Origin of the sequence: Psychroserpens burtonensis DSM 12212 (genome assembly GCF_000425305.1) — a bacterium.
Lineage (GTDB): Bacteria > Bacteroidota > Bacteroidia > Flavobacteriales > Flavobacteriaceae > Psychroserpens > Psychroserpens burtonensis.
The window spans coordinates 191,168-215,775 of the sequence record NZ_KE384347.1 but is presented as its reverse complement, the minus strand read 5'-3'; the positions used below and the strand labels follow the sequence as shown (position 1 = coordinate 215,775).

General features: G+C 34.2%; 21 protein-coding genes. 9 read left to right on the top strand and 12 right to left on the bottom strand.

The annotated features are described in order from the left end of the window. The first annotated feature begins 107 nt into the window (after positions 1–107). Entirely contained in the window at positions 108–1,322 is a 1,215-nt protein-coding gene (locus H593_RS0117525; protein WP_028873615.1) for a peroxiredoxin family protein, read from the top strand. Between the two features lie 41 nt (positions 1,323–1,363). Here H593_RS0117525 and H593_RS0117520 read toward each other — a convergent pair whose 3' ends face one another. Next, on the bottom strand, positions 1,364–2,239 hold the full coding sequence (locus H593_RS0117520; protein WP_028873614.1) for an AraC family transcriptional regulator: 876 nt from the start codon (positions 2,237–2,239) through the stop codon (positions 1,364–1,366). 104 nt (positions 2,240–2,343) lie between these two features. Here H593_RS0117520 and H593_RS0117515 point away from each other — a divergent pair, with 104 nt between their 5' ends. After that, the gene (locus tag H593_RS0117515; protein WP_028873613.1) at positions 2,344–2,697 is read left to right on the top strand and encodes a DUF983 domain-containing protein; all 354 of its coding nucleotides are present in this window, start codon (positions 2,344–2,346) and stop codon (positions 2,695–2,697) included. Positions 2,698–2,728: 31 nt separating this feature from the next. On the opposite strand, the gene H593_RS0117510 is transcribed toward H593_RS0117515, so the two are convergent. From H593_RS0117510 to recG, 3 genes are all read right to left on the bottom strand, one after another. Then, on the bottom strand, positions 2,729–3,310 hold the full coding sequence (locus tag H593_RS0117510; protein ID WP_028873612.1) for a MiaE family protein: 582 nt from the start codon (positions 3,308–3,310) through the stop codon (positions 2,729–2,731). A 31-nt stretch (positions 3,311–3,341) separates the two neighbouring features. Further along, positions 3,342–4,409, bottom strand: a complete 1,068-nt coding sequence (locus H593_RS0117505; protein WP_028873611.1) for a flavin monoamine oxidase family protein — start codon at positions 4,407–4,409, stop codon at positions 3,342–3,344. A gap of 81 nt (positions 4,410–4,490) precedes the next feature. Next, complete coding sequence (gene recG / locus H593_RS0117500) at positions 4,491–6,629, bottom strand: ATP-dependent DNA helicase RecG (RefSeq protein ID WP_028873610.1); 2,139 nt, start codon at positions 6,627–6,629, stop codon at positions 4,491–4,493. 274 nt (positions 6,630–6,903) lie between these two features. Between recG and H593_RS0117495 the strand changes: the two genes are divergently transcribed. Genes H593_RS0117495 through H593_RS0117485 form a run of 3 tightly spaced genes read left to right on the top strand, consistent with a single transcriptional unit; the run spans position 6,904 to position 10,760 of the window. Next, complete coding sequence (locus tag H593_RS0117495; protein ID WP_028873609.1) at positions 6,904–8,925, top strand: M1 family metallopeptidase; 2,022 nt, start codon at positions 6,904–6,906, stop codon at positions 8,923–8,925. A gap of 1 nt (position 8,926) precedes the next feature. Further along, positions 8,927–9,838 carry a patatin-like phospholipase family protein gene (locus H593_RS0117490; protein WP_028873608.1) on the top strand — a complete coding sequence of 304 codons (912 nt, stop codon included), beginning with the start codon at positions 8,927–8,929 and terminating at the stop codon, positions 9,836–9,838. 13 nt (positions 9,839–9,851) lie between these two features. Next, positions 9,852–10,760, top strand: a complete 909-nt coding sequence (locus tag H593_RS0117485) for a patatin-like phospholipase family protein (RefSeq protein WP_028873607.1) — start codon at positions 9,852–9,854, stop codon at positions 10,758–10,760. A 199-nt stretch (positions 10,761–10,959) separates the two neighbouring features. On the opposite strand, the gene H593_RS0117480 is transcribed toward H593_RS0117485, so the two are convergent. From H593_RS0117480 to H593_RS0117470, 3 genes are all read right to left on the bottom strand, one after another. Further along, positions 10,960–11,478: a DUF7935 family protein gene (locus H593_RS0117480; protein WP_028873606.1), complete on the bottom strand. Its 519-nt coding sequence runs from the start codon at positions 11,476–11,478 to the stop codon at positions 10,960–10,962. 30 nt (positions 11,479–11,508) lie between these two features. After that, a complete protein-coding gene (locus H593_RS0117475) occupies positions 11,509–13,074 on the bottom strand; it encodes an FMN-binding glutamate synthase family protein (protein ID WP_028873605.1) in 1,566 nt (521 codons plus the stop codon). 116 nt (positions 13,075–13,190) lie between these two features. Continuing rightward, positions 13,191–14,462, bottom strand: coding sequence for an amidohydrolase (locus tag H593_RS0117470; protein ID WP_028873604.1), 1,272 nt, complete (start codon positions 14,460–14,462; stop codon positions 13,191–13,193). Positions 14,463–14,606: 144 nt separating this feature from the next. Between H593_RS0117470 and H593_RS0117465 the strand changes: the two genes are divergently transcribed. Further along, positions 14,607–16,925: an ATP-dependent helicase gene (locus H593_RS0117465; protein WP_028873603.1), complete on the top strand. Its 2,319-nt coding sequence runs from the start codon at positions 14,607–14,609 to the stop codon at positions 16,923–16,925. Positions 16,926–16,973: 48 nt separating this feature from the next. Here the strand turns inward: H593_RS0117465 and H593_RS0117460 are convergent, their stop codons facing one another. Beyond that, on the bottom strand, positions 16,974–17,840 hold the full coding sequence (locus H593_RS0117460; protein ID WP_028873602.1) for an alpha/beta hydrolase: 867 nt from the start codon (positions 17,838–17,840) through the stop codon (positions 16,974–16,976). A 138-nt stretch (positions 17,841–17,978) separates the two neighbouring features. On the opposite strand from H593_RS0117460, the gene H593_RS0117455 reads away from it, so the two are divergent. Further along, positions 17,979–18,599, top strand: coding sequence for an L-threonylcarbamoyladenylate synthase (locus H593_RS0117455; RefSeq protein ID WP_028873601.1), 621 nt, complete (start codon positions 17,979–17,981; stop codon positions 18,597–18,599). A gap of 225 nt (positions 18,600–18,824) precedes the next feature. Here the strand turns inward: H593_RS0117455 and H593_RS0117450 are convergent, their stop codons facing one another. From H593_RS0117450 to H593_RS0117440, 3 genes are all read right to left on the bottom strand, one after another. Continuing rightward, positions 18,825–19,682: an OmpA/MotB family protein gene (locus H593_RS0117450; protein WP_028873600.1), complete on the bottom strand. Its 858-nt coding sequence runs from the start codon at positions 19,680–19,682 to the stop codon at positions 18,825–18,827. A gap of 122 nt (positions 19,683–19,804) precedes the next feature. Continuing rightward, the gene (locus tag H593_RS0117445) at positions 19,805–20,785 is read right to left on the bottom strand and encodes a glycosyltransferase family 2 protein (RefSeq protein WP_028873599.1); all 981 of its coding nucleotides are present in this window, start codon (positions 20,783–20,785) and stop codon (positions 19,805–19,807) included. A 1-nt stretch (position 20,786) separates the two neighbouring features. Further along, positions 20,787–21,242, bottom strand: a complete 456-nt coding sequence (locus H593_RS0117440) for a type I restriction enzyme HsdR N-terminal domain-containing protein (protein ID WP_037052878.1) — start codon at positions 21,240–21,242, stop codon at positions 20,787–20,789. Between the two features lie 104 nt (positions 21,243–21,346). On the opposite strand from H593_RS0117440, the gene holA reads away from it, so the two are divergent. Continuing rightward, entirely contained in the window at positions 21,347–22,354 is a 1,008-nt protein-coding gene (holA, locus tag H593_RS0117435; RefSeq protein WP_028873597.1) for a DNA polymerase III subunit delta, read from the top strand. Between the two features lie 497 nt (positions 22,355–22,851). Here the strand turns inward: holA and H593_RS0117430 are convergent, their stop codons facing one another. Continuing rightward, positions 22,852–23,040, bottom strand: a complete 189-nt coding sequence (locus H593_RS0117430; RefSeq protein ID WP_028873596.1) for a hypothetical protein — start codon at positions 23,038–23,040, stop codon at positions 22,852–22,854. Positions 23,041–23,902: 862 nt separating this feature from the next. On the opposite strand from H593_RS0117430, the gene H593_RS0117425 reads away from it, so the two are divergent. Further along, complete coding sequence (locus H593_RS0117425) at positions 23,903–24,607, top strand: T9SS type A sorting domain-containing protein (protein ID WP_028873595.1); 705 nt, start codon at positions 23,903–23,905, stop codon at positions 24,605–24,607. The last annotated feature ends 1 nt before the right edge of the window (position 24,608 follow it).

The window sequence follows — 24,608 nt, the reverse complement described above, 5'->3', positions numbered from 1 at the left end:
AATTTTAAAAATCTATAATTGGTCATGATATTAAACCCATTACTAGGCATTATTTGTAAGAAGTTTATCTTTGCTAAGACTATACGTTTTTAATTAGAAAACCCATTATGCGAAAATTACTTGTTTTACCGATTTTACTATTGATTTTAGGTTGTAATCTCAATCGACCTGATGCCTTGCAAGAAGGTGTTTGGAGAGCAGAACTACAACTTACAGAAACAGAAGTTTTACCTTTTAACTTTGAGGTTACATCACGTGACGCTCTAAAGATATTCAACGCAGATGAAGTGATTATGGTAACAGATTTAGAATACTCCAATGATACTATTGTCATAAAAACACCAGTTTTTGAAGGTTATATTAAAGCAGTTGTAAAAGACGGTACACTAAAAGGTAGCTTTATTAAGGAGAGTTTGGATCGAGTGGTTCCTTTTTCTGCGGAAATAGGAAAGAACACACGTTTTGATCTTAAAATAGAAACGCCTACCCAAAACGTTACAGGAAACTGGGAAACGGTGTTTAGTCCAAATTCCGAAGAAGATATATATATCGCAAAGGGGATTTTTAAACAAGACGGTATACGTGTAACAGGAACATTTAGAACAACAACTGGTGATTATCGGTATTTAGAAGGTGTAATGGATGGCGACACGATGAAGCTTTCGGCCTTTGATGGTGCACATGCTTTTTTATTTACAGCACAAGTTACTGATAGTACTATGAACGGGATGTTCTACTCGGGAAACCATTGGGAAGAGCCTTTTACGGCAAAACGAAACGAAGATTTTGAATTGCCAAACGCAAATGAATTGACGTTTTTGAATGATGGGTATGATGCTCTAGAATTCACGTTTCCTGATTCAAAAGGGAACGTTGTGTCGTTATCTGATAAACGATTTAAAGACAAGGTCGTAATTGTCCAAATTATGGGAACTTGGTGTCCTAACTGTCTAGATGAGAGTAAATACTATTCAGAGTTCTATAATAGTAATGCAGAGAAAGGTATCGAGTTTGTAGCGTTGGCTTTTGAATATGCAAAGACTGAAGAGAAAGCACTTTCAAGTATTAAACGTTTGCAAGATAATATTGGCATTGAGTATCCAATACTCTTAGCACAGTATGGTTCGTCTAGTAAAACAGAAGCTCAAGAAAAATTACCGATGTTAAATCACGTATTATCTTATCCAACTTCTATTTTTATAGATAAAAAAGGTAAGGTGAGAAAAATTCATACGGGATTTAATGGTCCGGCAACAGGTGAGAAGTTTACGGAGTTTAAAGCTGAGTTTACTGGGTTTGTTGATGAGTTGTTGGAGGAGTAGTGGTTTTTAATCGATGATAATAGTTTTTGAAGACACACAACTTATGGATAGCTCTTTTTGAACTCCAAAGGTGTAAATCCTGTTTTTAGTTTAAAAATCTTAGAGAAATAGGCGTAATCTCTATAGCCTAAAATTTCGGAAATTTGCAAAAGAGAGTTTTTAGAGTGGACGATTAAGCGTTTAGATTCTAATATAACACGTTCCATAATAAGATCTGTTGTTGTTTTGTCAAGAGTTGCATTAATAATTCGATTTAAATGTTTTGGAGTAATGTTTAATGTGGAGGCGTAAAACTTTGCAGATTTCTCTTTTCTATAAAAGGTTTCAACCATTTTTTCAAAAGCGTATAGTGTTTCTGTATAGGTTGCTGAGGCGTTGTTTATAGCAGTTCCTGTGTCAGTGTAATGTCTCGCGAGTTCAATGTAAATCGTATTGGTGAGGCTCGATAGTTTTTGTTTTTTATACAGTAGATCATTGTGATATTCGTTGTTTAAATCTTTAAATCTAGATGAAATTTGTCTAGTGTCTTTTGACGATAATACGAGTGATGGTGTGTTTTTATTTGTATAGTAAAATGGAAATTGTTCAAGCTTACTCTTGGCAAAATGAAGTTCGTAAAAATCTTGAGTATGAAAGAATATATACCCTTCAGGATTACTGTTAAATGTCCAATAATGTGTTTGTCCGGGTTTTAGAAAAAATACGCATCCAGGATTTATATCATAAGTATTAAAATCTATCTCATGAACTCCAGAGCCTTTTGAGAATATAACACAAAGATAAAAATCATGTTTATGAGGTTTATGAAAGAAATCTCTATTGCGTTCTAAATGGGTTTTTAAGTCATTACTATAAAAATCAGATATAGGGACATCTGGTTCAAATTGCTGAATATGTAATACAGGAATAATTTTCATAAAGTACTAGTATGTCTTAAAAGTACAAAAAATTGCGAATAATCTATAAGTAATGATTGTAAATAAGTGCTTAATTTTGCAGTATAATATTTTAATTAATAGTAATGAGTTTGTTAACAATAGTTCGAGAAAAGTGCCCTAAATGCAAAGGAAGTAATATTTTTAGTGTAAGAGGTAATTTGTTGTTATTTCAAATCCCCAAAATTAAAGATACGTGTGAAAAATGCAACTTTAAATTTGAAAGAGAACCAGGTTTTTTCTTTGGAGCTATGTTTGTTAGTTATGCTATTGCTGTAGTACAATCTGTATTAGTTTTTGTGCTATCTTATGTTGTAATTGGTCTAAATCCTTTGTATTCTTTTTTCGCCGTTGTAGTATCGGCAATTTTATTTAGCACGTATAATTTTAGATTGTCAAGAATTATTTGGATTCATTTATTTTCAAATACTACATACTAAATACTGCAATTATTGATTTTGTTCTCATAATCTATCCATGTATCGATTCAGACTTCCCATAGCTTTTTATGACTTCGCCTTCAAACGCAACTAGCTCTTGCCATCTTTTATCCACGTCAATATCTTTTCCGTATTTTCTAGCAAAGCCAATAAAGGTGACGTAATGTCCTGCTTCGCTGATCATTAAGTCATAATAGAACTTAGACAATTCTTTGTCTTTAATGCGTTGGGATAATAATTTAAAGCGTTCACAGCTGCGAGCTTCAATCATTGCAGAGAATAATAAACGATCTACCATACTTTGTAAATGACTACCGCCTTTGTTCATAAACTTATATAATTCATTGACATAGCTGTCTTTTCGCTCTCTGCCTAGAGTATAGCCTCGTTTCTTGATAATGTCATGTACCATTTGAAAATGTTCCAATTCCTCTTTTGCTAATTCTAACAAATCGGTTACTAAATCTTCATATTGTGAATTATGTGTGATAATCGTTATCGCATTAGTACAGGCTTTTTGTTCACACCAAGCGTGATCTGTTAGGATTTCTTCAATATTTTCTTCTGCAATAGTAGCCCAACGTGGATCGGTTTCTAATTTGAGGTGAAGCATGCTCATGAGTCTATTATTTTTGATAAAGATACTATAAAAGTGATTTAATTTGTCTAAAAACCTGTTGTGCGCTTCTTACAGCGCCTTCCATTTTGCCAGAGGCGTAAGTGCTCGTTTCTGTTCCTGCAATAAACAAGGCCTCGTCTAAATAAGAGTTTTGAAAAAGCGGGTGACCATTATTTTGTTGTGGCATTATAAAACCATCACGACTTGCGGTTGTATAACGTTCGTCTTGCCAAACTAATTCTTCATAAGACAAGAAGTTTCGCACTTCATTTCCGTAGTATTGCTCTAATTGTTTTAGTGCTAATTCTTGTCTTTCTTCTCTTGTGTGACTGTAAACATCCTTATTCATAAAACCAACTAAAGCATATAAGTTTTCATCTGCGTTAGAGTGGTCATAGAATTCTTGAAGCACACTCACGTTACTGTAAATTGTTCCACTAGTACGTTCACCTTTCCAAAACGGTACTGCAAATGTGAATCCAACTTTGATAGAATCATGCATCCAAGTATGTGTGTTTTGTAATAGTTCTTTTAGTTCTTGAGGTAATTGGGGTTCAATAGGTATTGTTTTGTCAAATAGGTAAGGCGGTAAAGTTGATACAATATGTTTACACTCAAATTCATAAGATTCAGATTTTGCTAAAATATAACCATCACGTCTTTCTATTGAAGCAATAGCACAGTCTGTAATAATCTGATGTGCTTCTAATTCGTTACATAGGGCATTAATGATGCTTTGTGTTCCGTTTTTTATACGATAATTAGCTTGGTTACTATGTGGTAAATTGATAAGTTGAGGCGGGTTTGCTTTACTAGGCTCGTAAATAGCAGTGGTTCCGTAGTATTGCTCAAAAATATCAAGATGTAATGTTTTTAATAGCTTTATAAGCGCGCTATGCTCGTTGACAAACCAGGTTGCGCCGAGTTCTACAGGTGCTTGATTGTTGTTTTGTTTTGTGTAAATACGTCCACCAATACGATGTCGTGCCTCTACAAGCGTGACAGAAATATTAAGTTGCTTCAAATAATACGCTAGTGTGAGGCCTGTTAAACCTGCGCCAATAATTAGTATGTCTGTAGTTTTCTTTTGCATTTAAATTCCTTTTTTTATTAAAAAGCGGATAGTGTCCTTAATTCTATACTAAAGTTCTGTGATTTCGAATTCAACTTCAGCTTAGCTAATATAATTCCAAATATTCTTGTATTTACTGAGTTCGCGATAGGTGTTTAAGATCGTTTTGTTTTCTGTGTTTGTTAAAGAGGGATCGCTAGTAAGGACTTGTTTGGCATAAAAACGAGCGCTGTATAAGATGTCTTTATCCTTTATTACATCTGCTATTTTAAGGTTTAAAACACCACTTTGTTGCGTCCCCATGATATCGCCAGGACCTCTTAAACGTAAATCGACTTCAGCAATTTCAAAGCCGTCACTAGTCTTTGTCATCGTTTCCAAGCGTACTTTGCTATCTTGACTTAATTTGAAGCTCGTCATTAATATGCAGAAACTTTGCTCAGCACCACGACCAACGCGACCTCTTAATTGATGTAGTTGCGATAAACCAAAGCGTTCAGCACTCTCTATAATCATTACAGATGCATTTGGAACATTTACGCCGACCTCAATTACGGTTGTTGCGACCATAATTTGTGTTTCGCCTTTGACAAAGCGTTGCATTTCAAATTCCTTATCTACAGGTTTCATTTTGCCATGGACTATCGATATTTGGTATTTGGGCTGTGGAAATTCTCTAACGATACTTTCATAACCATCCATTAAATCTTTATAATCCATATGTTCACTTTCTTGAATCAACGGATAAACAATATAAATCTGTCTGCCTTTCTCGATTTCATCACGCATAAATCGCATGACTTTGAGTCGGTTTGAATCATAGCGATGAACGGTTTTTATAGCTTGTCTTCCAGGAGGCAATTCGTCGATAATAGAGATGTCTAAATCACCATAAACAGACATGGCTAAAGTACGCGGTATTGGTGTCGCAGTCATCACCAAAACATGTGGTGGAACAATCTGTATTTCACTGTCATTTGATAGGGTAGAAGAGGGCCCTTTTTTCCATAATTTAGAACGTTGAGCAACTCCAAAACGGTGCTGTTCATCAATAATTGCAAGCCCCAAATTCTTGAATTTCACCTTGTCTTCAAGCAAGGCATGTGTGCCAATTAAGATTTGTAAATCGCCATTTTCTAAAGATTTGTGAATTTCTCTTCGTTGTGAAGTGTTACTTGACCCTGTAAGTAGCTTTATACTGATATTCAGTTTATTAGATAACTCACTTAATCCTTGGAAGTGTTGGACTGACAAAATTGCAGTCGGCGCCATTAAGCAGGCTTGAAAACCATTGTCAAGTGCCATGAGCATTGACATGAACGCAACTATTGTTTTTCCAGAGCCAACATCACCTTGTAATAATCGATTCATCTGTGCATTGCTACCTAAATCGTGTCTAATTTCTTTGAGAACTCGTTTCTGAGCGTTCGTTAATTCAAAAGGCAAATGATCATTATAGAATGAATTGAAATAGGGGCCAACCGAATTAAATGGAACCCCTTTTATTTTAGATTTATGGATGAGATTTTTTAAAATTAACTGTAACTGAAGATAGAATAATTCTTCAAATTTTAATCTGAATTCTGCACGTGATAAAAGCTCTTGATTTTTTGGAAAATGAACGTTAAAAAGCGCATCGCTTTTAGGTAGTAATTTGAGTTCAGAATGTATGAAGTCTGGAAGCGTTTCAGCAAAGCGTCCGTTAGTTTCTAAAAACAAACTTTGCATAATTTTATTCATCACTTTATTAGTGACACCTTTATTAGATAATTTTTCGGTAGAGGGATATACAGCTTGCATGGTTGAGGACAAATTCTGTTCATGCACGCTTAAAAGTTCAAATTCTGGATGTGGCATGCTGAAGACACCATTGAACCAATTTACTTTTCCGAAGATCACATAAGGAGTATTTGGTTTTATGCTATCACGAATCCATTTTTGACCACGAAACCAAACTAACTCTATGCGTCCAGTCTCATCTTGAAAGGTGCCAACTAGGCGTTTGCCTCGTTTTTGAGTAATTTCTTTAAAACCTGTGATGTTGCCAATGATCTGGACTTCAGCGCTATTGCGTTGTAATTCATTGATTTTGTAGTATTTGGTGCGGTCCAAATAACGGTTAGGGAACAGGTTAATCAAATCTTGGTACGTCTGAATTCCCAACTCGCTACGCAATAAATCTGCACGATTGGGGCCAACACCCTTGAGGTAATCTATAGGAGTTTGAAGTTTTGAACTCATAGTTGCAAAATTAACTAATTCCCACGAAAGAGGGAACCTCATTGTTAATTGTAATAAACATTAAATTAGGAATGGAGAAGAGTCTTTTTGTGGTAAAATCACAGGTTAGTCATTTCGAAAGCATAAAGAAATCACGCAAGTAGCGAGTATTTATAAAATTATTTTGTTGATAATGTCCATTTATAGTGTTAACTGGATAAATTAATGTGATCTCTCCATTCGGTCGAGATGATAAAAAATAGTATTTTGGTCTCATCTTTGATAAAGCCTGCACATGAAACAATTTCTACAACTTATCGTTTTCTTATTTTTCTTCGGAATTGTAACCGCTCAACAAACGGATTATGTGGATTTCAAATCGATTGACGCGAATCTCAATCTGTCATCACAGCTAAAAAGTGTTAATGGGATGTATTCTGTTGAATTTGAAATTCTTAAAGATGTAGATTCTATTTTTTTAGATGCTAAGAATATTCAATTAAAGTCTGAAGTTTGGGAAAACACTGGAATTGAGTACACTTCCGAGAGGCCTTTCGGCGAACGAGTGGTAAAGTCTATTGTCAAAGACGATAAAATTTGGTTTTATGATGATTTTAAAGGAGGGCTAATAATTAAGTTGAGCTTTGTTTATGAATGCATTCCCAAAAAGGCTTTATACTTTGTTGATGACCAAATCTGGACACAAGGACAAGGAAAATATACGAGTAACTGGTTGCCAAGCATCGATGATGTCAATGATAAAATCGAATTTGATTTGTCAATAAATCATGACAATGGGTATGAAGTTTTATCTAATGGTAAGCTCATAAAAAAAAAGATTGGTAAAGAATATACCAAATGGACTTATGATATGCAAAAACCAATGTCAAGTTACCTAGTTGCTCTAGCTATTGGTAAATACGACAAAAAAACAGAAACTTCTAAAAGCGGAATTCCGCTAGTATATTACTATTATCCAGAAGATTCTCTAAAAGTTGAGCCAACCTATCGTTACTCAAAACAAATGTTTGATTTCTTGGAGGCTGAAATAGGGTTTCCGTACCCTTGGCAAAATTATAAACAAGTACCTGTCAAAGATTTTTTGTATTCAGGTATGGAAAACACAAGTCTTACTGTTTTTTCTGATGGTTTTATGGTGGATTCTATTGGGTTTAATGATAAAAATTACATCACTGTTAATGCTCATGAATTGGCGCATCAATGGTTTGGTGATTTAGTTACAGCAACTTCTGGAGAACATCATTGGCTTCAAGAGGGTTTTGCTACTTATTATGCGTTGCTGGCAGAACGAGATATTTTTGGGGATGATCATTATTATTGGCAGTTGTTTGAAAATGCCCAGGAGTTAATTACTCAGGAAGAAGCTGGACAAAGCACATCGCTTTTAAATCCTAAATCGAGCAGCACAACTTTTTATAAAAAAGGCGCTTGGTCATTACACGCGTTGAGAGAGCAGGTTGGTGATTCTGCATTTAAAGGAGCTACTAAGAAGTATTTGAACAACCATCAATTCGGAAATGTAAATACTAGTGATTTTATTTCTGAAGTTGAAAAATCGAGCCAACAGGACTTATCTGTCTTTGTAAATGATTGGTTGACTGAGGTGACATTACCGGAAGATGCCATCGTAAAAAGTCTTAAAAAATCTGCTTTCATGAGAGAATACCTAGCTATTAATTGTGAGGAGTATTCTCAAAAATGCAAGGATTACCTGGTCTCAAATATTTCCGATAAGGGGAAAATAAAGGTAGTGAGTCAAATTTCAGAGCATTTAGAAGCTGAAGCTTTCATTAATAATATAGAAGTGCGGCAAGCAATCGCTCAATATGTGAGTACTATTCCGAAGGAATTAAAATTGGAGTATGAATCGCTTTTAAGCGACAAATCTTTTGTGACTATAGAAGCTGCGTTGTATAATTTATGGGCGAACTTCCCTGAGGAACGCATTAAATACTTACAGAAAACCAAAGATATTAAAGGTTTTAACGATTATAATGTGAGATTACTGTGGTTAGTACTACATTTAAACACAATTGAATATCAGACAGATAATAAACAAGTTGTTTTAAACGAGTTAATTGGTTATAGTTTGCCTGAGCATCATTTTGAATTACGAATGAATGCGTTTAATTATTTAAAATTAATTGGCGGATTTGAATCAGAATCTATTAAAAGTTTAATCTTAGCGACAACGCATCATAACTGGAGATTTTCAAAATTTGCTAAAGATTTGTTAGAAACTCTTAAAACGAATAACCAATACAGAGAATTAATAAAGCAACTTAAAAATAATTGATTTGAGAGCATTAGTGATTTCAGGAGGTGGAAGTAAAGGAGCGTTTGCAGGAGGTGTAGCGCAGTATCTTATTGAGGAAAAGCGAAACGATTATGATATTTTTATTGGAACTTCTACAGGGAGTTTATTAGTGTCACATTTGGCTATGAATAACATAGAGAAGATTAAGAATGTGTATACTAATGTAAGTCAATCATCAATTTTTAGTATTTGCCCCTTTATTATTAGAAGGAAAAAAGGTATTGAAACCATTGGAATTAATCACTTTAATGTACTGAGGAACATCTTAAAAGGAAGTAAAACCTTTGGAGAAAGCTTTAATTTGAAATCGCTTATAGATCAAACACTGCTGCGTGAAGAATTTGATTTGTTAAAACAAAGAGATATTGATGTAGTGGTAACGGTTTCAAACCTGTCTTTAAACCAGGTGGAATATAAATCTATCAAAGATTTTAGCTATGACGCTTTTTGTGAATGGATTTGGATATCTTGTAATTATATACCATTTATGTCCTTAGTTAAAAAAGACGGTTGCGAATATGCTGATGGAGGCTTAGGGTCTATGGTGCCTATTGAAGAGGCTATAAGAAGAGGAGCGACAATAGTTGATGCTATAGTTTTACAAACTGAGGTTTCGCAGCTCAATAGAATGCCTTCGTTAAATGCATTTTCATTATTGACGAATATGTTCGCTTTTATGCTGGACCGAATTGAAAACAGTAATATCCGAATTGGTAAATTTGTAGCTACCAATCAAGAAGCTATTATTAATTTTTATTACACACCAACCGTGCTTACTACGAATTCATTAATATTTGAAAAAGAAAAAATGACGCAATGGTGGCAAAGAGGATTCAACTTTGCTAAATTTAAAGATGAAGAAGTTAGTGAGTTGAATATTATATCAGAATAAAAAAAATAGTTATTTGAGAGCACTAGTGATATCAGGAGGAGGGAGTAAAGGCGCATTTGCAGGAGGAGTTGCGCAATACTTGATAGAAGATCAAGGTCGGCAGTACGACATGTTCTTAGGAACATCAACAGGGAGTTTGCTGGTGAATCATTTGGCCTTAGGAGATATAGGTAAGCTTTATGAGGTGTTTACTAATGTGCAGCAACATGATATTTTTAGTATTAGTCCATTTGTACAGCATCAAAAAGGAGATCGTGAGTATGTGTCCATTGATTTTGTGAATTCACTCTGGCAATTCGTAAGACGTAAGCGTACATTCGGGGAAAGTAAAGCTTTAAGACGACATATAAAACGCAATTTTACAAAAGAAGAATACAACAAGATTAAGGAAACAAAGGAAGATGTTGTGGTGACTGTTTCTAATTTATCAATGAATCGTGTAGAGTATAAATCTATTAAGGATTGTACTTATGAAGAGTATTGTAATTGGGTTTGGATTTCATGTAATTACATTCCATTTATGTCTTTAGCAACAGTAAACGGTTATGAATATGCAGATGGTGGTTTGGGTTGTGTTATCCCAATACGCGAAGCTATCTTGAGAGGTGCAACAGAAATCGATGCTATTGTTTTAGAGGCCGAGCAAATGGAGCGCATTAAAGTTTTAGGTAAGAATCCGTTTTCTTTAATGCTCAATCTGTTTGGTCACTTGCTGGATCAAGTTGAGAAAAATGATATCGTGATTGGAAAACTTGCTGCGAAAAACAGAGGCGTAAAGCTTAATTTGTATTATACACCAACAAGCTTAACTGAAAACTCTTTAATTTTTAGTAAACGATTGATGACTAAATGGTGGGAGCAAGGTTATACTTATGCGAAGAAGAAGCATAAGGATGATTCTGTACTAAGACGTACTCAGTAAAAAAAACATCCTTCTTTGTTTTTTCTAGTCAGTAAAATCAATTCATAGTTGCGCGTTTCTTTCGCTTTGTTCAAGTTCAGTTTTTAAGAACTATTTGAATATGGATAATTGCCTCAGAAGAAGCGCTGATAGTTGTTTTGGCGAAGAAGACTGCACTGTTTTCTTTAAAGGACACTGTATTATAGTTAATATATGTCGATTACCAGAGATCTGAAACCTCGTCTTTAATAAAAGAAAGTGCTGCATCGCTAGGTGCTCTTTTGTCTATCATGTCTGTTAGAATCACTTCGCGAAGTTTATCTGAGCTATCCACTTTATCTGATAATGTTGCTTTTCTAATCATTTGAATCGTTGCGTTTTTTGCGGTAGAAGAGATGCTCCAGCATTTATCTGTAACGTAGATTTGTTGCGCTAAATTATGATCAAATTCTTGTTCAATATTTGCTATAAGTAAAGATTCATAATCTTCTTTATTTGAAGATGTTGGTATTACTCTAACTAGTAGTTTTGCAGGCTTGATTCTTTCTAGGAAAAGCGACAATCTTTCATAAGCTTGAAGGCGCATTGGTAAACTGTCTTTTTGTAAATCTTTTTGAATCAAAAACTCACGTCTTCTATTTTCATTTTCTACAAACTCTCGAAAAAATAAGAAAGCGATTGCACCAGTAATTAAAGCTGGAATTATAAACATTAATAAATTAATTAACTGTTGTTCCATAATTGGTTATTGTTTTTTTTAATGATAAGTTTATTTGTGTTTTCTGTTATTTCCACCTAAATACTCACAATCCTTTAAAGACTGCATACCATTAAATGGTACAGGTGTTTTTTTGTATTGATACGTTAAACTGAGCTCAGATGATAAATTATGATCATTAACGTTTAGTTCAATATCACTCATTTTAAACTGGCAAGGATGCTCGTAGCCAACAGCATGTGTGATTTCTAAAAACTCTTTTCTAAAAGTCTTGAAGTATTGTCCCGCACGTTCAGATTTTAATGGAACATCTATACCGCGTTGTAGCCACTCACTCTGTGTTGCGACGCCACTTGGGCATCTGTTTGTATGGCAAACTTTAGCTTGAATACAACCAATGCTCATCATGGCTTCACGAGCAACATTAATAATATCTACACCCATTGAAAAAGCCATAGCAGCTTTGCCTGGAAAGCCCAATTTTCCACTCCCTATAAAAACGATCTGTTTTTCTAATTCTTTTTTCTGAAATAATTTATATAAATCTCCAAATCCGTAAACCCAAGGTAAACTTACGTGATCTGCAAAACTTGGAGGAGCAGCACCTGTGCCACCTTCACCACCGTCAACAGTAATGAAATCTGGGCCTCTACCCGTGTTTTTCATAATATCAGTAAGCTCTTCCCACTGCTCTAATTTTCCAATAGCCGCTTTTATTCCAACTGGTAGACCTGTTTCTTCGGCTATGGCTTCAATAAAATCTACCATCTCTGGGATGGTCGTAAATGCTTTATGGTTTGGTGGTGATAAAACGGTTTTGCCAATTTCTACTCCTCTAATCTCTGCAATTTCCTTATTTATTTTCTCACCTGGTAATACACCGCCTTTCCCTGGTTTTGCTCCTTGAGATAATTTAAGCTCAATCGCTCTAACAAAAGGATTGTCTTCAACCAGTTTTTTCATTTTTTCCATAGAAAAATTACCATCTTCTGTTCGTACTCCAAAATAACCAGTTCCAAAATGAAATATAACATCACTACCATTACTGTGATAAGGCGATAAACCACCTTCTCCAGTATTATGATACGCACCAGCTATTTTACAACCTTTATTTAATGAGTCAATTGCCCTTGCAGACAACGAGCCAAAACTCATAGCAGAAACATTAATTACAGATGCTGGACGAAAAGGTCGTCTTCGTTTGTTGTGCGCCCCAATTACTTTAGCACATGGCAAAAAGTACCGATTCTTAGCATTGACATGGTCATCTTCAACTTTATAAGGAATCATCGCATTATTGATGAATATATGCTGATGTGCGTAGATATCTCGATCAGTACCGAAACCTTCATAATTGTTTTCGCTTTTGGCAGAGGCATAAATCCAACCACGTTCTATGCGATTAAAAGGTAATTCCTCTCTATTGTTGGCTACGAAATATTGTCTTATTTCTGGACCAATACTTTCTAACAGATATCTAAAGTGTCCCACTATTGGATAGTTATGACTAATACTGTGTCGGCGTTGAATTATATCGCGAAGAGCTACAAGAGCTAAGGCAATAATAATCCACATCCACCAAGAGATATGAGAAATAAAGTTTAAAAAAGTATCCATAAAATTCAATTAAAGATGTAAAGATATTTTTTTTAGTCTAAATAGGCCTAAAATTAATTTACATAAATAATTTGATGCAAAAAATTACTTTTGCTCACAATGGTCGTCTATGCATTCTATTGATTCAAATAATCTAATGCCAAATGCGTCATAGTTTTAACACCTAAAAGCAAACCATTATCATCAATTTTGAAATCAGGAGTATGGTGCGGGAAAGCTTTTGTGTTTCCTGGAGTCATACCACCTAAAAAGAAATAAAAGCCAGGAATGACTTCTTGAAAATAAGAAAAATCTTCGCCACCAGTAGTTGCTTTGCGTAAGCGTACATTTTTATCTCCGGCAATACGCTGCATTGTGGGAAGCATTTGATCTACCAAATCAAAATCATTATAAGTTATGGTTGTATTATTTTGAAATGTAATAGTAGCTTCTCCACCATAAGCTTTAGCAATATCTCTAGTCATCTCTGTCATTCGTTTTTCTATAAGCGCTTTCATATCTGGATCTAGAGTTCTAACAGTTCCAATTAACTCAGCTGTTTCTGGAATGATATTAAAACGTGTTCCTGCGGAAATTTTCCCAACTGTAATAACGGCTGCCTCATCAACTAATTTTGATTCTCTACTAATTATAGTTTGCAAGCCATCAATAATTTTTGCTGAAATCAAAATAGGGTCAACACCTTGCCATGGTCTTCCACCATGGGTTTGTTTGCCTGTTACATTAATAACAAAACGTTCAACAGAAGCCATGATGCCACCCTTTTTATAATAGATTGTGCCGACTTCGTAATTAGAACGAATATGCAAGCCAAAAATAGCCTCAACTTTTGGGTTGTCTAAAACACCTTCTTTAATCATTAATTTTGCTCCACCTTCTTCTCCTGGAGGTGGACCTTCTTCTGCTGGTTGAAAAATGAATTTAACAGTTCCTTTTATTTTGTCTTTATGTTTTGATAGTACTTCTGCAACGCCCATTAAAATTGCGGTGTGTGTATCGTGACCACAAGCATGCATAACGCCCGTTTTAGTTCCTAAGAATTCGGTTTCTACGGTGCTTTTAAAAGAGAGGTCATTCCGTTCTGTCACTGGGAGCGCGTCAATATCTGCTCGCAAAGCCACAACTTTCCCAGGTAAATCTCCTTTTAAGATACCAACGACTCCAGTTATTGCGACTCCTGTTTGAACTTCTAAGCCTAAGGATTTTAAGTGTGCAGCAATTTTTTTGGCTGTTTTAAATTCTTGATTAGATAATTCTGGGTTTTGATGAAAATCGCGCCGCCATTCAATGACTTTAGATTCAATATCTATAATGTCTTTTTCTAGATCATTTTGTGAGAATGCAGCTAAACTTCCGAAGAAAAAAGAGAAAACAATGAGGTAACGCATGTTTGAAAATTTAAGATTAAGCTTAAAGATATTTAAAAAATTGTAAAGTTGGTTTTATGAATGAATTGTTTATAATTATTTATAAAAACGTTTAATAAAAACGGGGGTTTTGGTTAATTTCACGCTTACTAAAAATTGTACAAATTGGAGAAGTATTTAAGTCAGTTAAACGAAGCGCAATATGAGCCAACGGTTCAAGTAGATGGTCCTATGATTATCATAGCAGGTGCAGGATCAGGTAAAACGAGAGTATTGACTTATCGCATTGCGTATTTGATGAGTAAAGGTGTGGATTCATTTAATATTTTGGCATTGACATTTACCAATAAAGCTGCTAAAGAAATGAAAGGCAGAATTGCCGATATCGTTGGAGATGGCGAAGCAAAAAATCTTTGGATGGGTACATTTCACTCAGTTTTTGCTAAAATCTTACGCTTTGAAGGTCATCATTTAGGCTTCCCTAGTAATTTTACGATTTATGACACTCAGGATTCTCAAAAACTTCTAGGTTCCATTATTAAAGAAATGGGCTTGGAGAAAGACATCTATAAAACCAAGCAGGTATACAGTCGCATATCGTCTTATAAAAACAACTTGGTTACGGTAAAAGCTTATTTTAAAAATCCAGATTTAATTGAAGCAGATACTGCTGCAAGACGCCCTAGAATGGGTGAAATCTATAAGAACTATGTAGATCGTTGTTTTAAAGCTGGTGCGATGGATTTTGATGATTTACTTTTACGCACTAACGAATTATTAACGCGTTTTCCAAATGTGTTGGCGCAGTATCAAAATAAGTTTAGATATATATTGGTAGATGAGTATCAGGATACAAATCATTCACAGTATTTGATTGTGAGAGCCTTGTCTGATCGTTTTCAAAATATTTGTGTGGTAGGTGATGATGCACAGAGTATTTACGCCTTTCGTGGTGCAAATATAAATAACATCTTAAATTTTCAAAAGGATTACGATGATGTAAAAGTATATCGTTTAGAACAGAATTACCGTTCTACCAAAAATATTGTAGGTGCAGCAAACTCTGTTATTGAACATAACAAAACCAAACTTGATAAAATTGTATGGACTGCAAATACCGAAGGTGAAAAAGTAAAAGTCAATAGATCACTAACCGATGGTGATGAAGGTCGTTTTGTGGCGAGTACCATCATGGAAAACAAAATGAATCATCAATTACCTAATAGTGATTTTGCTGTTTTATATAGAACCAATGCGCAATCGAGAGCTATTGAAGATGCACTTCGCAAACGTGATATTCCATATCAAATTTATGGAGGCTTATCGTTTTATCAACGTAAAGAGATTAAGGATGTTACTGCGTATTTGCGTTTAATATTGAATCCTGCCGATGAAGAGGCGCTTAAACGTATTATCAATTATCCAGCAAGAGGTATTGGACAAACCACTATTGATCGTTTGGTAATAGCTGCTAATGGCTTTGGCAAAACAATTTTTGAAGTACTTCAACATATTGATGAGGTTGATATTAATATCAATAAAGGGACTAAAAATAAGCTGAGAGATTTCACAACGCTTATCGAGAGCTATCAAGTGATGAATCAAACCGCAAATGCCTTTGAGCTTACAGAGCATGTTACTAAATCTAGCGGATTAATTAGAGAAGTTAATAAAGACGGTACACCAGAAGGTCAAGTGCGTTTAGAAAACGTTGAAGAACTTTTAAATGGTATTAAAGACTTTGTAGAAGGTCAAATAGAAATTGCAGATGCAGGAGATTCTTTAGGAGAATTTCTTGAAGATGTCGCGCTCGCTACAGATTTAGATGGTGATAAAGGGGATCCCAATCACGTTGCTATGATGACGATTCACTTGGCGAAAGGTTTGGAGTTTTCTCATGTGTTCGTCGTTGGTATGGAGGAAGATTTATTCCCAAGTGCTATGAGTATGAATACACGAAGTGAGCTAGAGGAGGAGCGACGTTTGTTTTATGTGGCTTTAACTAGAGCAGAAAATCAGGCGTATTTAACGTATACCTTGTCTCGTTACCGTTGGGGAAAATTGATTGATGCAGAACCTAGTCGATTTATAGAAGAAATAGATGATCAATTTGTAGATATCATTACGCCTATAAATGATCCAAGACAAAACCCAATGTTGAGTGCAGATATTTTTGGTGACATTGAGCCGAATCAAATTCGGTTTAAAAAGCCTATTAGGCGAAAGTCGGAAAGCAATAAGCCTCCTAAATTTGTAGCGCCTAAAAATTTAAAACTTGTGTCTAAGTCAAGTCCACCAGATAAAACTAATCTTTTTGATGGCACGTTAACTGTTGGTAATATTGTGGAGCATAGTCGCTTCGGAAAAGGTGAAGTTCTAAAAATTGAAGGCAAAGGTGCCGATGTTAAGGCTGAAATTAATTTTGAAGTTGGAGGCATTAAGAAGTTGCTGCTTCGATTTGCTAAGTTGGATGTTTTAGGATAGGGGTTTTAGTTAAATCTTAAAATTTCCGAAGAAAAAGAAACATGATTTTTATTCTAAATGCACCTCAGTAAACGCTTTCAACTTTGTCCAAGTATCCAATAATTCTAGTCCAATCCAGCCATGACCAGCATTTGGGTATAACGTGAATTGATGCGTAACACCAAACTCTGATAATTTAGTTTCCATATCTATGCCTTGGCTTATTGGGATTAGTGGGTCTTGTCCACCATAAAATAAGATTGTTGGTGGAGACTTTGAGGTTACTTGGTGATACGGACTTAGTTCTTCTAAATAGGCTGTAGAAACGTCAATTCCAAAGGTGTCAATAATCTCTTGTAATATCGGATTCTCATTTTCTGTGTATGCAGGATCTGTGAAATTTGTAGGTCCTACAACACTTGCTACCATTTGCACATTATTATTTGTGTCAAACGCATAGCTCCAAAGCATTGATAAATGGGCTCCAGCACTAGTGCCTAGAAAGCCAATATCATTAGAAATCACATAGTCGTTTTGATTCGCTTTAAGTACATTGACAATAGTTGTGATGTCATCTATTTGCATTGGATAGGGTTGATTATCTGTATCTGCTAGTCTATAATTTATATTTACGATAGCTATGTTTGGTAAGTCTTGAAGCATGATATCTTTAAAATCATCCATATCTGATTTATCACCAGATGTCCATCCGCCTCCATGAACTAAAATCATCACTTTAGTGTTTATAGTTCGGTTTGCTGGTAAGTAGATATCAAAGACTTGATCATTATCATTTCCATAGGAGACATTCAATTCTTGGCGAAATTCTAGGGAAATTTCATCTTGTGGATCGATAATTAAAGCGTTATCATCTGAACAGGAGAATATTCCGAAGGCTATAAAAATTAAGACTAATGTGGTTTTAATAGTTTTCATGTGTATACACTTATTATTTTTCAACGTTTACGATCTGTTCGCTATTAATCCTGTCTTTGGTTAATAAAGTTTTTAACATGCTCGTTTCATAATGAAATAATCAATTACTTTGCAAACGTAATTGTAAGGTACATTATTATGGCACAATTGATAAAAATTTATAAGGAGAATCCTAATCCTAAAGAGATTAAGAAAGTCGTTGATGTTTTAAAACGGGGTGGATTGGTTATTTACCCCACAGATACGGTTTATGGCCTAGGTTGTGACATCACCAATATAAAAGCCTTAGAGAAGATTGCAAGAATCAAAGGTGTGAAGCTAGAAAAGTCTAATTTTTCATTTATTTGTGAAGATTTAAGTAATTTGAGTGACTATGTCAAGCAGATAGATACCTCTACGTTTAAAATATTAAAGCGAGCGCTTCCAGGTCCTTATACTTTTATACTGCCAGGATCAAAAAATTTACCAAATCCTTTTAAGAAGCGAAAAACGGTCGGGATTCGTGTGCCAGATAACGCGATAACTATAGAAATTGTAAAACAGCTTGGAAATCCATTAGTATCGACTTCTATACGAGATGAGGATTTTGTCGTTGAATATACCACAGATCCCGAACTAATACTCGAAAAATGGGGTAATCTTGTAGATATTGTGATTGACGGAGGGTATGGTGACAATGAAGCCTCTACGGTAATTGATTTATCTGAAGACGAGCCTATAATTGTGAGAGAGGGTAAAGGAAGTTTAGAGATTTTTTAAAATACACAGTGATTGTTGTAGTGTTTTAAAAAACGGTTATACAGGTATTTGAAAAGTATTACACTTAGACTATAGAGAATCATGTTTCTTTGTTTTTGAAACTTTTATATTCAAAAAGATGAAAACTCGTCTAGAACTTCTTTGAGACCTCTGTAAATTTCAATGTAACAACAAAAAAGAAGCCCAATCTTTCAATTGAGCTTCTTTACTATTTTATATTCTGAATTAGTTACCTTGAGATAGAGCTTTCATTTCTTCTTCAACCATTTTATAGAATTGGTCAATTTTAGGAAGTACTATTATTCGCGTACGTCTATTTTTAGCTTTATTACTAGCAGTATCATTTTCCACTAAAGGCACATAAGAACTACGACCAGCTGCAATTAATTGTTGTGGGTTAACTTGAAGTTCTTCTAAGACTCTAACAACAGATGTTGCACGTTTTACACTTAAATCCCAGTTATCAACTAATACACCTTTAGAATAAGGTACGTTATCTGTATGCGATTCAACCATAGCTTCAAAGTCTGGTTTGCTGTTAATGACTTTCGCTACTTTCGCTAATACTTCTTTAGCTCTAGTCGTCACATTATAGCTTCCAGATTGGAATAACAATTTATCTGCAATAGAGATAAATACGACACCTTTTTCCACATTTATTTCAATGTCTGGATCACTAATTCCAACTGCTTTCTTTAAGCTTGAAACAATAGCTAAGGTTACACTATCCTTTTTAGTTAAAGCATCTTGTAGTCTTGTGATTTTTAAATCTCTTTCTTTTAAACTTTCTAAGGACTTTTCTAAGTTATCAGCACCTTTTTGAGTTAAGGTTGTTAGATTTCCTTTTGTATCAATTAAATCTTGGTTTGTTTTACGTAAATCAGATAATTGATCTTTCATTATTTCTACACGCGCCATTGAAGCAGCATTATCAGATAAACAGCTGTTTAATTTCACAGTTGCAGAATTCAACAAATCTTGTGTATCTTTTTGCTTGGTTTCGAGTGCCATAAATTCTTTCTTAGACACACACGACGTCAAAATTAACATCCCAGCAACACTTAATAGCATTAATTTTCTCATAATTATTTTTAAAAATTAGTTATAAACCTTTATTTGTTCATTTCTTAGAACATATCAAAATTAGAGAAAAGAATAATCCCTTTTAGCCTATTTAACTAAAATTTTAACACATTTACTAACATTTAGAACGTATTGCGTTTTTTTACGAAGTAAGACCATATGATAGACATGGTTTGGTAATAATTTTTTTTCTTCGGAAGCTGTTTCCGCTCTTTTAAAAGTCTTGGGAGATGCGCATAAAAACCGATATGTGCTTTTATTACAGCCCCAAAGTGATTGACTTTTAAGTTACATAAGAATTTTAACGCTGCAATCCCATCGAGAGTTAATCTGGTAAAGATTATTCCGAAGAGAAAACCCTTTACATTTTTAGTGATTGTAAATAAGCTATTTCTAAAATTGAGATAAGTCTTTTTAGGATTTACGGCATTTAATGTGGCACCTCCAACATGATACACTGTTGATGCACCAACATATTTAGTAATAAAGTTAGCATTGAAAGCTCGCCAACATAAATCGATTTCTTCAAAGTGAGCAAAATAGCTTTCATCAAAACCATGGAGTGCTTCAAAAGTTGATTTTTTAATAAAAAAACAAGCACCAGAAGCCCAGAAAATAGAAGTTGTATCATCATATTGACCGTTATCTTTTTCTACGGTATCAAAAATGCGACCTCTACAGTATGCGTAACCATATTTGTCTATAAATCCGCCTCCTGCACCAGCATATTCAAAATAAGATTTGTTTTTATAGTCTAAAATTTTTGGTTGAATGATAGAAGTTTCAGGATTAATTTCAAATTCTGAAATAATAGGAGTTAGCCAGTTTGGAGTGACTTCAATATCACTATTTAGTAAACAAAACACATCAGCTTGAACATGTTTTAGTGCATCATTGTACCCTTTAGCATAGCCGCCATTTGTTCTGTTTTTAATAATTTTTATCTCCGGAAATTGGCTACTCACAAAATCTATAGAGTCATCAGTAGACGCATTGTCTGCAACATAAATATCTGCACCCTCAGAATATTGTGTGACAGATGGTAAAAATTGCTCTAACAATTGTTTTCCGTTCCAGTTTAGTATGACGACAGCAATTTTCAATTTAATACTCTGTATTAGAATGCGACGGAATATCCTTTAAAAACTCATAACGCTCTTCTTTAAAATTCATGATACAATAATAATGATTAATTCCGTTAGTAACCATTAAATAATTGGCATTGAGCGCTAAGTTGTAACGTGCAATTTGATCAAAGGTTGTTTGGTCAATCTTTATTTTGTGTGATTTACATTCTACGACAAGATGAATGCTTCCATCAGAATTGAAAACAACGATATCATAACGTTTCGATAATCCGTTTACCTTAAGCTCTTTCTCTATATTGATTAATGATTTCGGATAATTTTTATGCTGAATCAAATACTGAACGCAGTGTTGACGCACCCATTCTTCAGGTTGTAAAACGATAAATTTTTTACGAATCTCATCAAAAATAGAAACTTTATTTTCGTTACTTTTGAAACGGAATTCGAACTTTGGGAAATTTAATTCTTGCATCAAGATTAATTCAGATTTTCCTCAAAGTTACTCTACTACAACTGAAAACCAAAAAGCAACTTGTTTTTTGGGATTTGGAATTTTTAATTTGGAATTTTTTAAGATTGGACGACATAAAACAAATCGTAGCAGATATAAAGAAAGGTAATATCAAGCCCCTTTATTTTTTAATGGGAGAGGAGCCTTATTATATAGACGCTATTTCAAATTATATTGAAAAAAATATCCTTGCCGAAGAAGAAAAAGGTTTTAATCAAATGGTGTTGTATGGCAGAGATGTTACCATAGAGGATATTGTGGGCCATGCTAAGCGTTATCCTATGATGGCAGAGCGTCAAGTGGTGATTGTAAAAGAAGCTCAAGATTTATCTCGAACGATTGAACAATTGACTTCTTATATGAGTAATCCACAACCTTCAACGGTTTTGGTGATGAATTATAAGTATAAAAAGATAGACAAACGTAAGGCGCTTTACAAAGCACTCAAGAAGAATGACGTGGTCGTATTTGAAAGTAAGAAATTGTACGAAAATCAAGTTTCAGACTGGATTCGTCGTGTATTGTCTGGTAAAAATTATACAATATCTCCAAAAGCTTCTCAAATGCTTGTTGAGTTTTTAGGAACAGACTTAAGTAAAATTAATAATGAACTAGAAAAACTTAAAATTGTATTACCTGAAGGTACCCAGATTTCTGCAGAGCATGTTGAACAGCATATTGGGATCAGTAAAGATTACAATAATTTTGAATTACGAAAAGCCATTGGAGCAGGCGATACGTTAAAAGCGTTTAAGATTGTTAAATATTTTGCAGACAACCCAAAGGATAATCCGATAGTTTTAACGGTGTCGCTTTTGTTTGGTTTCTTTTCTCAACTTTTACATTATCACGGTTTAAATGATAAAAACCCCAGAAGCGTTGTTTCGGCGTTAAAGATTAATCCTTATTTCGTAAATGAATATGTGGCCGCTGCTCATAATTTCCCTATGCGAAAAGTAAGTCAAGTTATTTCGACGTTGCGTGAATTTGATGTGAGAAGTAAAGGGGTTAATTCTAATGCTGTACCTCAAGGAGATTTGCTTAAAGAACTTTTGGTGAGAATATTTTCTTAGATATCCATATCTTTTATTACCACAAATATTTTTTTGTTTTATATTCAACTTTAGGTTTCCATTTATTCTCAGAACATTGCAGTGGAATAAATCAATCCAATTGTTATGTGTTTTTAATGACCTAACTTTAAAATCGTGGGGTTTTATACGGATTTACCCGTTATGAAAAAGCTTTTGAATCTTTTTGGGTTGTAGTATTCGATATGAACTATAGCCGTTGTTATACAAGATTTCCGCTTTAAATATGTGTTTGTCTTTATAAGTACGCTTCTATTGGGGTAATATAAGAGTCTAACTTTTGCAAGGCTTCGATAATTTTCGAAGTAAAAAAATCAGCACGACTTTTTTCTCAAGAAATAGTTTTGGCGGTATTAATTTTAACTGTAATTTTTGCAGAAGTTTCTACAAGGCTATTTACGGTAAAAGGCTATTTAGATCCTCTAAATAGCCTTTTGATTTTTTGTAATTTACTTCTTTTATCCGTTCTGGATAGGAAGTTATTTACTATTTCGATCGTCTCCTGGTCTTGGAGACTTGAATACGTCCATTCCCTCTTCTCTATGTTCCACTACTTGTTCTTTAATAAAATCACGGAACTCCTTGTTGCTCTGACCGTCCTGTTTGGAGAATTCAGCTACTGTCTTGGTTATTCCTCTTGACTTGGTAATCAAATATGTTGTACTCATATATAATTGTTTTAATTATTAATTGACATGGTACAGGTTTAAAACTGAAATTTTATTAATACTATCTTAAAATCAAGAGATATCTTGTTAACAATAGTCATGCTCTTTTAAGATTCTTATTAAAAGATCCTCTTCTTCAAAACTATTAAATATTGCAAATGACATAACTATGACAATAATGTTGTTTTCATAAGGACCTCTCATGCATAAATTCTTTTTTATTGGCACAAGTTTTGGCTTCAGGCATTCTTTGGTGTTAAAATATCAAGTATATTTCTAAGCTTATTTCTAAAACAAGTTGAGAGTTCTCGTTCTCGTTTGGAAATATTTTCTATTCCAATGGTATGAATGATAATTAAATCAACGAACTAAATCTAAAGTTATATTTACTAATACTATAATTGGGCCAAATTTTTTAATTTGAATAGTTTGCAGTAAGGTCAATTGCTTTATCGTTTAGTAGGTAACTGTATAGAATTATACAGTCTTATTTTAGATTTGGCCAGAAAATAAAACAGCATATTTATAACATAACGTTTATAACTAATTGGACAGAAGAGAAGAATATGATTTTTTTGAGGGACTTGATTGACGTGTTTCTTTACTTCGGAATTAATATTTTTAAATACAAAAAGCCCATATTAAACTTTATATAATTTTGCTGCGCTATGGCACGTCTCTTGTTTACAAGTATTTATTGTGATTCAGTAATTTCTTACATATATCAGCTGTAAAGCTAATTTTTTAGCTTTACAGCTGATACCATTATTATTGTGACTATTTTCGTACCGAACCTAGGTAGGACTTTTATTCCCTTCATTTCCCTCATTGAATTGCGTCAAGCCTTAAAAACCCCAAAATTATGAAAAGAATTACGCTATTCAGCGTTGTTATATGTATTAGCGCTTTGAGTTTTTCTCAAGATCTATATATAGGATCTGCTTCCTATATAACCATACAACCAGACGCCACACTGCACATTAAAGGCTTAGGTCTAGAACCCGCCGCAGATTACACACTACCTTCTAATACTAGTTTAGAGCGCTTGTCTACACCTGCGGGTACAGGTAATATTGCCATAAATAGACAGTTTATTGTAACACCTGCTTTAGATGGGTATATAGGGACACTCGTGTTTCAATATGAAGATGGTGAACTTAATGGTGCTGTAGAAACAGAATTACAATTAGAATTATATAACACCATCAATTCCAATTGGACACCTTATGCCGCTAGTATAGATACTAATGCAAATAGGATGAATTACAATTTTATGTCAGCGGTAATCTTTAGTAAGGTTACAGCAGACTATTCAGAAACCTTAGACATAAACTCCCCAAATATAGCTATGCCTATAAAACTATATCCTAATCCTACCATAGATAAGGTATATATACAATATGATCACCCTATACGCACCACACTGTATAACACATTAGGTCAATTAATAGCCAAAGGAAACACGCACGAAATAGACTTAAGTGCTTATGAAGGTGCCACCTATTTTTTAACAGTAGAAGACAAGACAACCCAAAACACTTATACCTTTAAAATCATTAAATTATAAC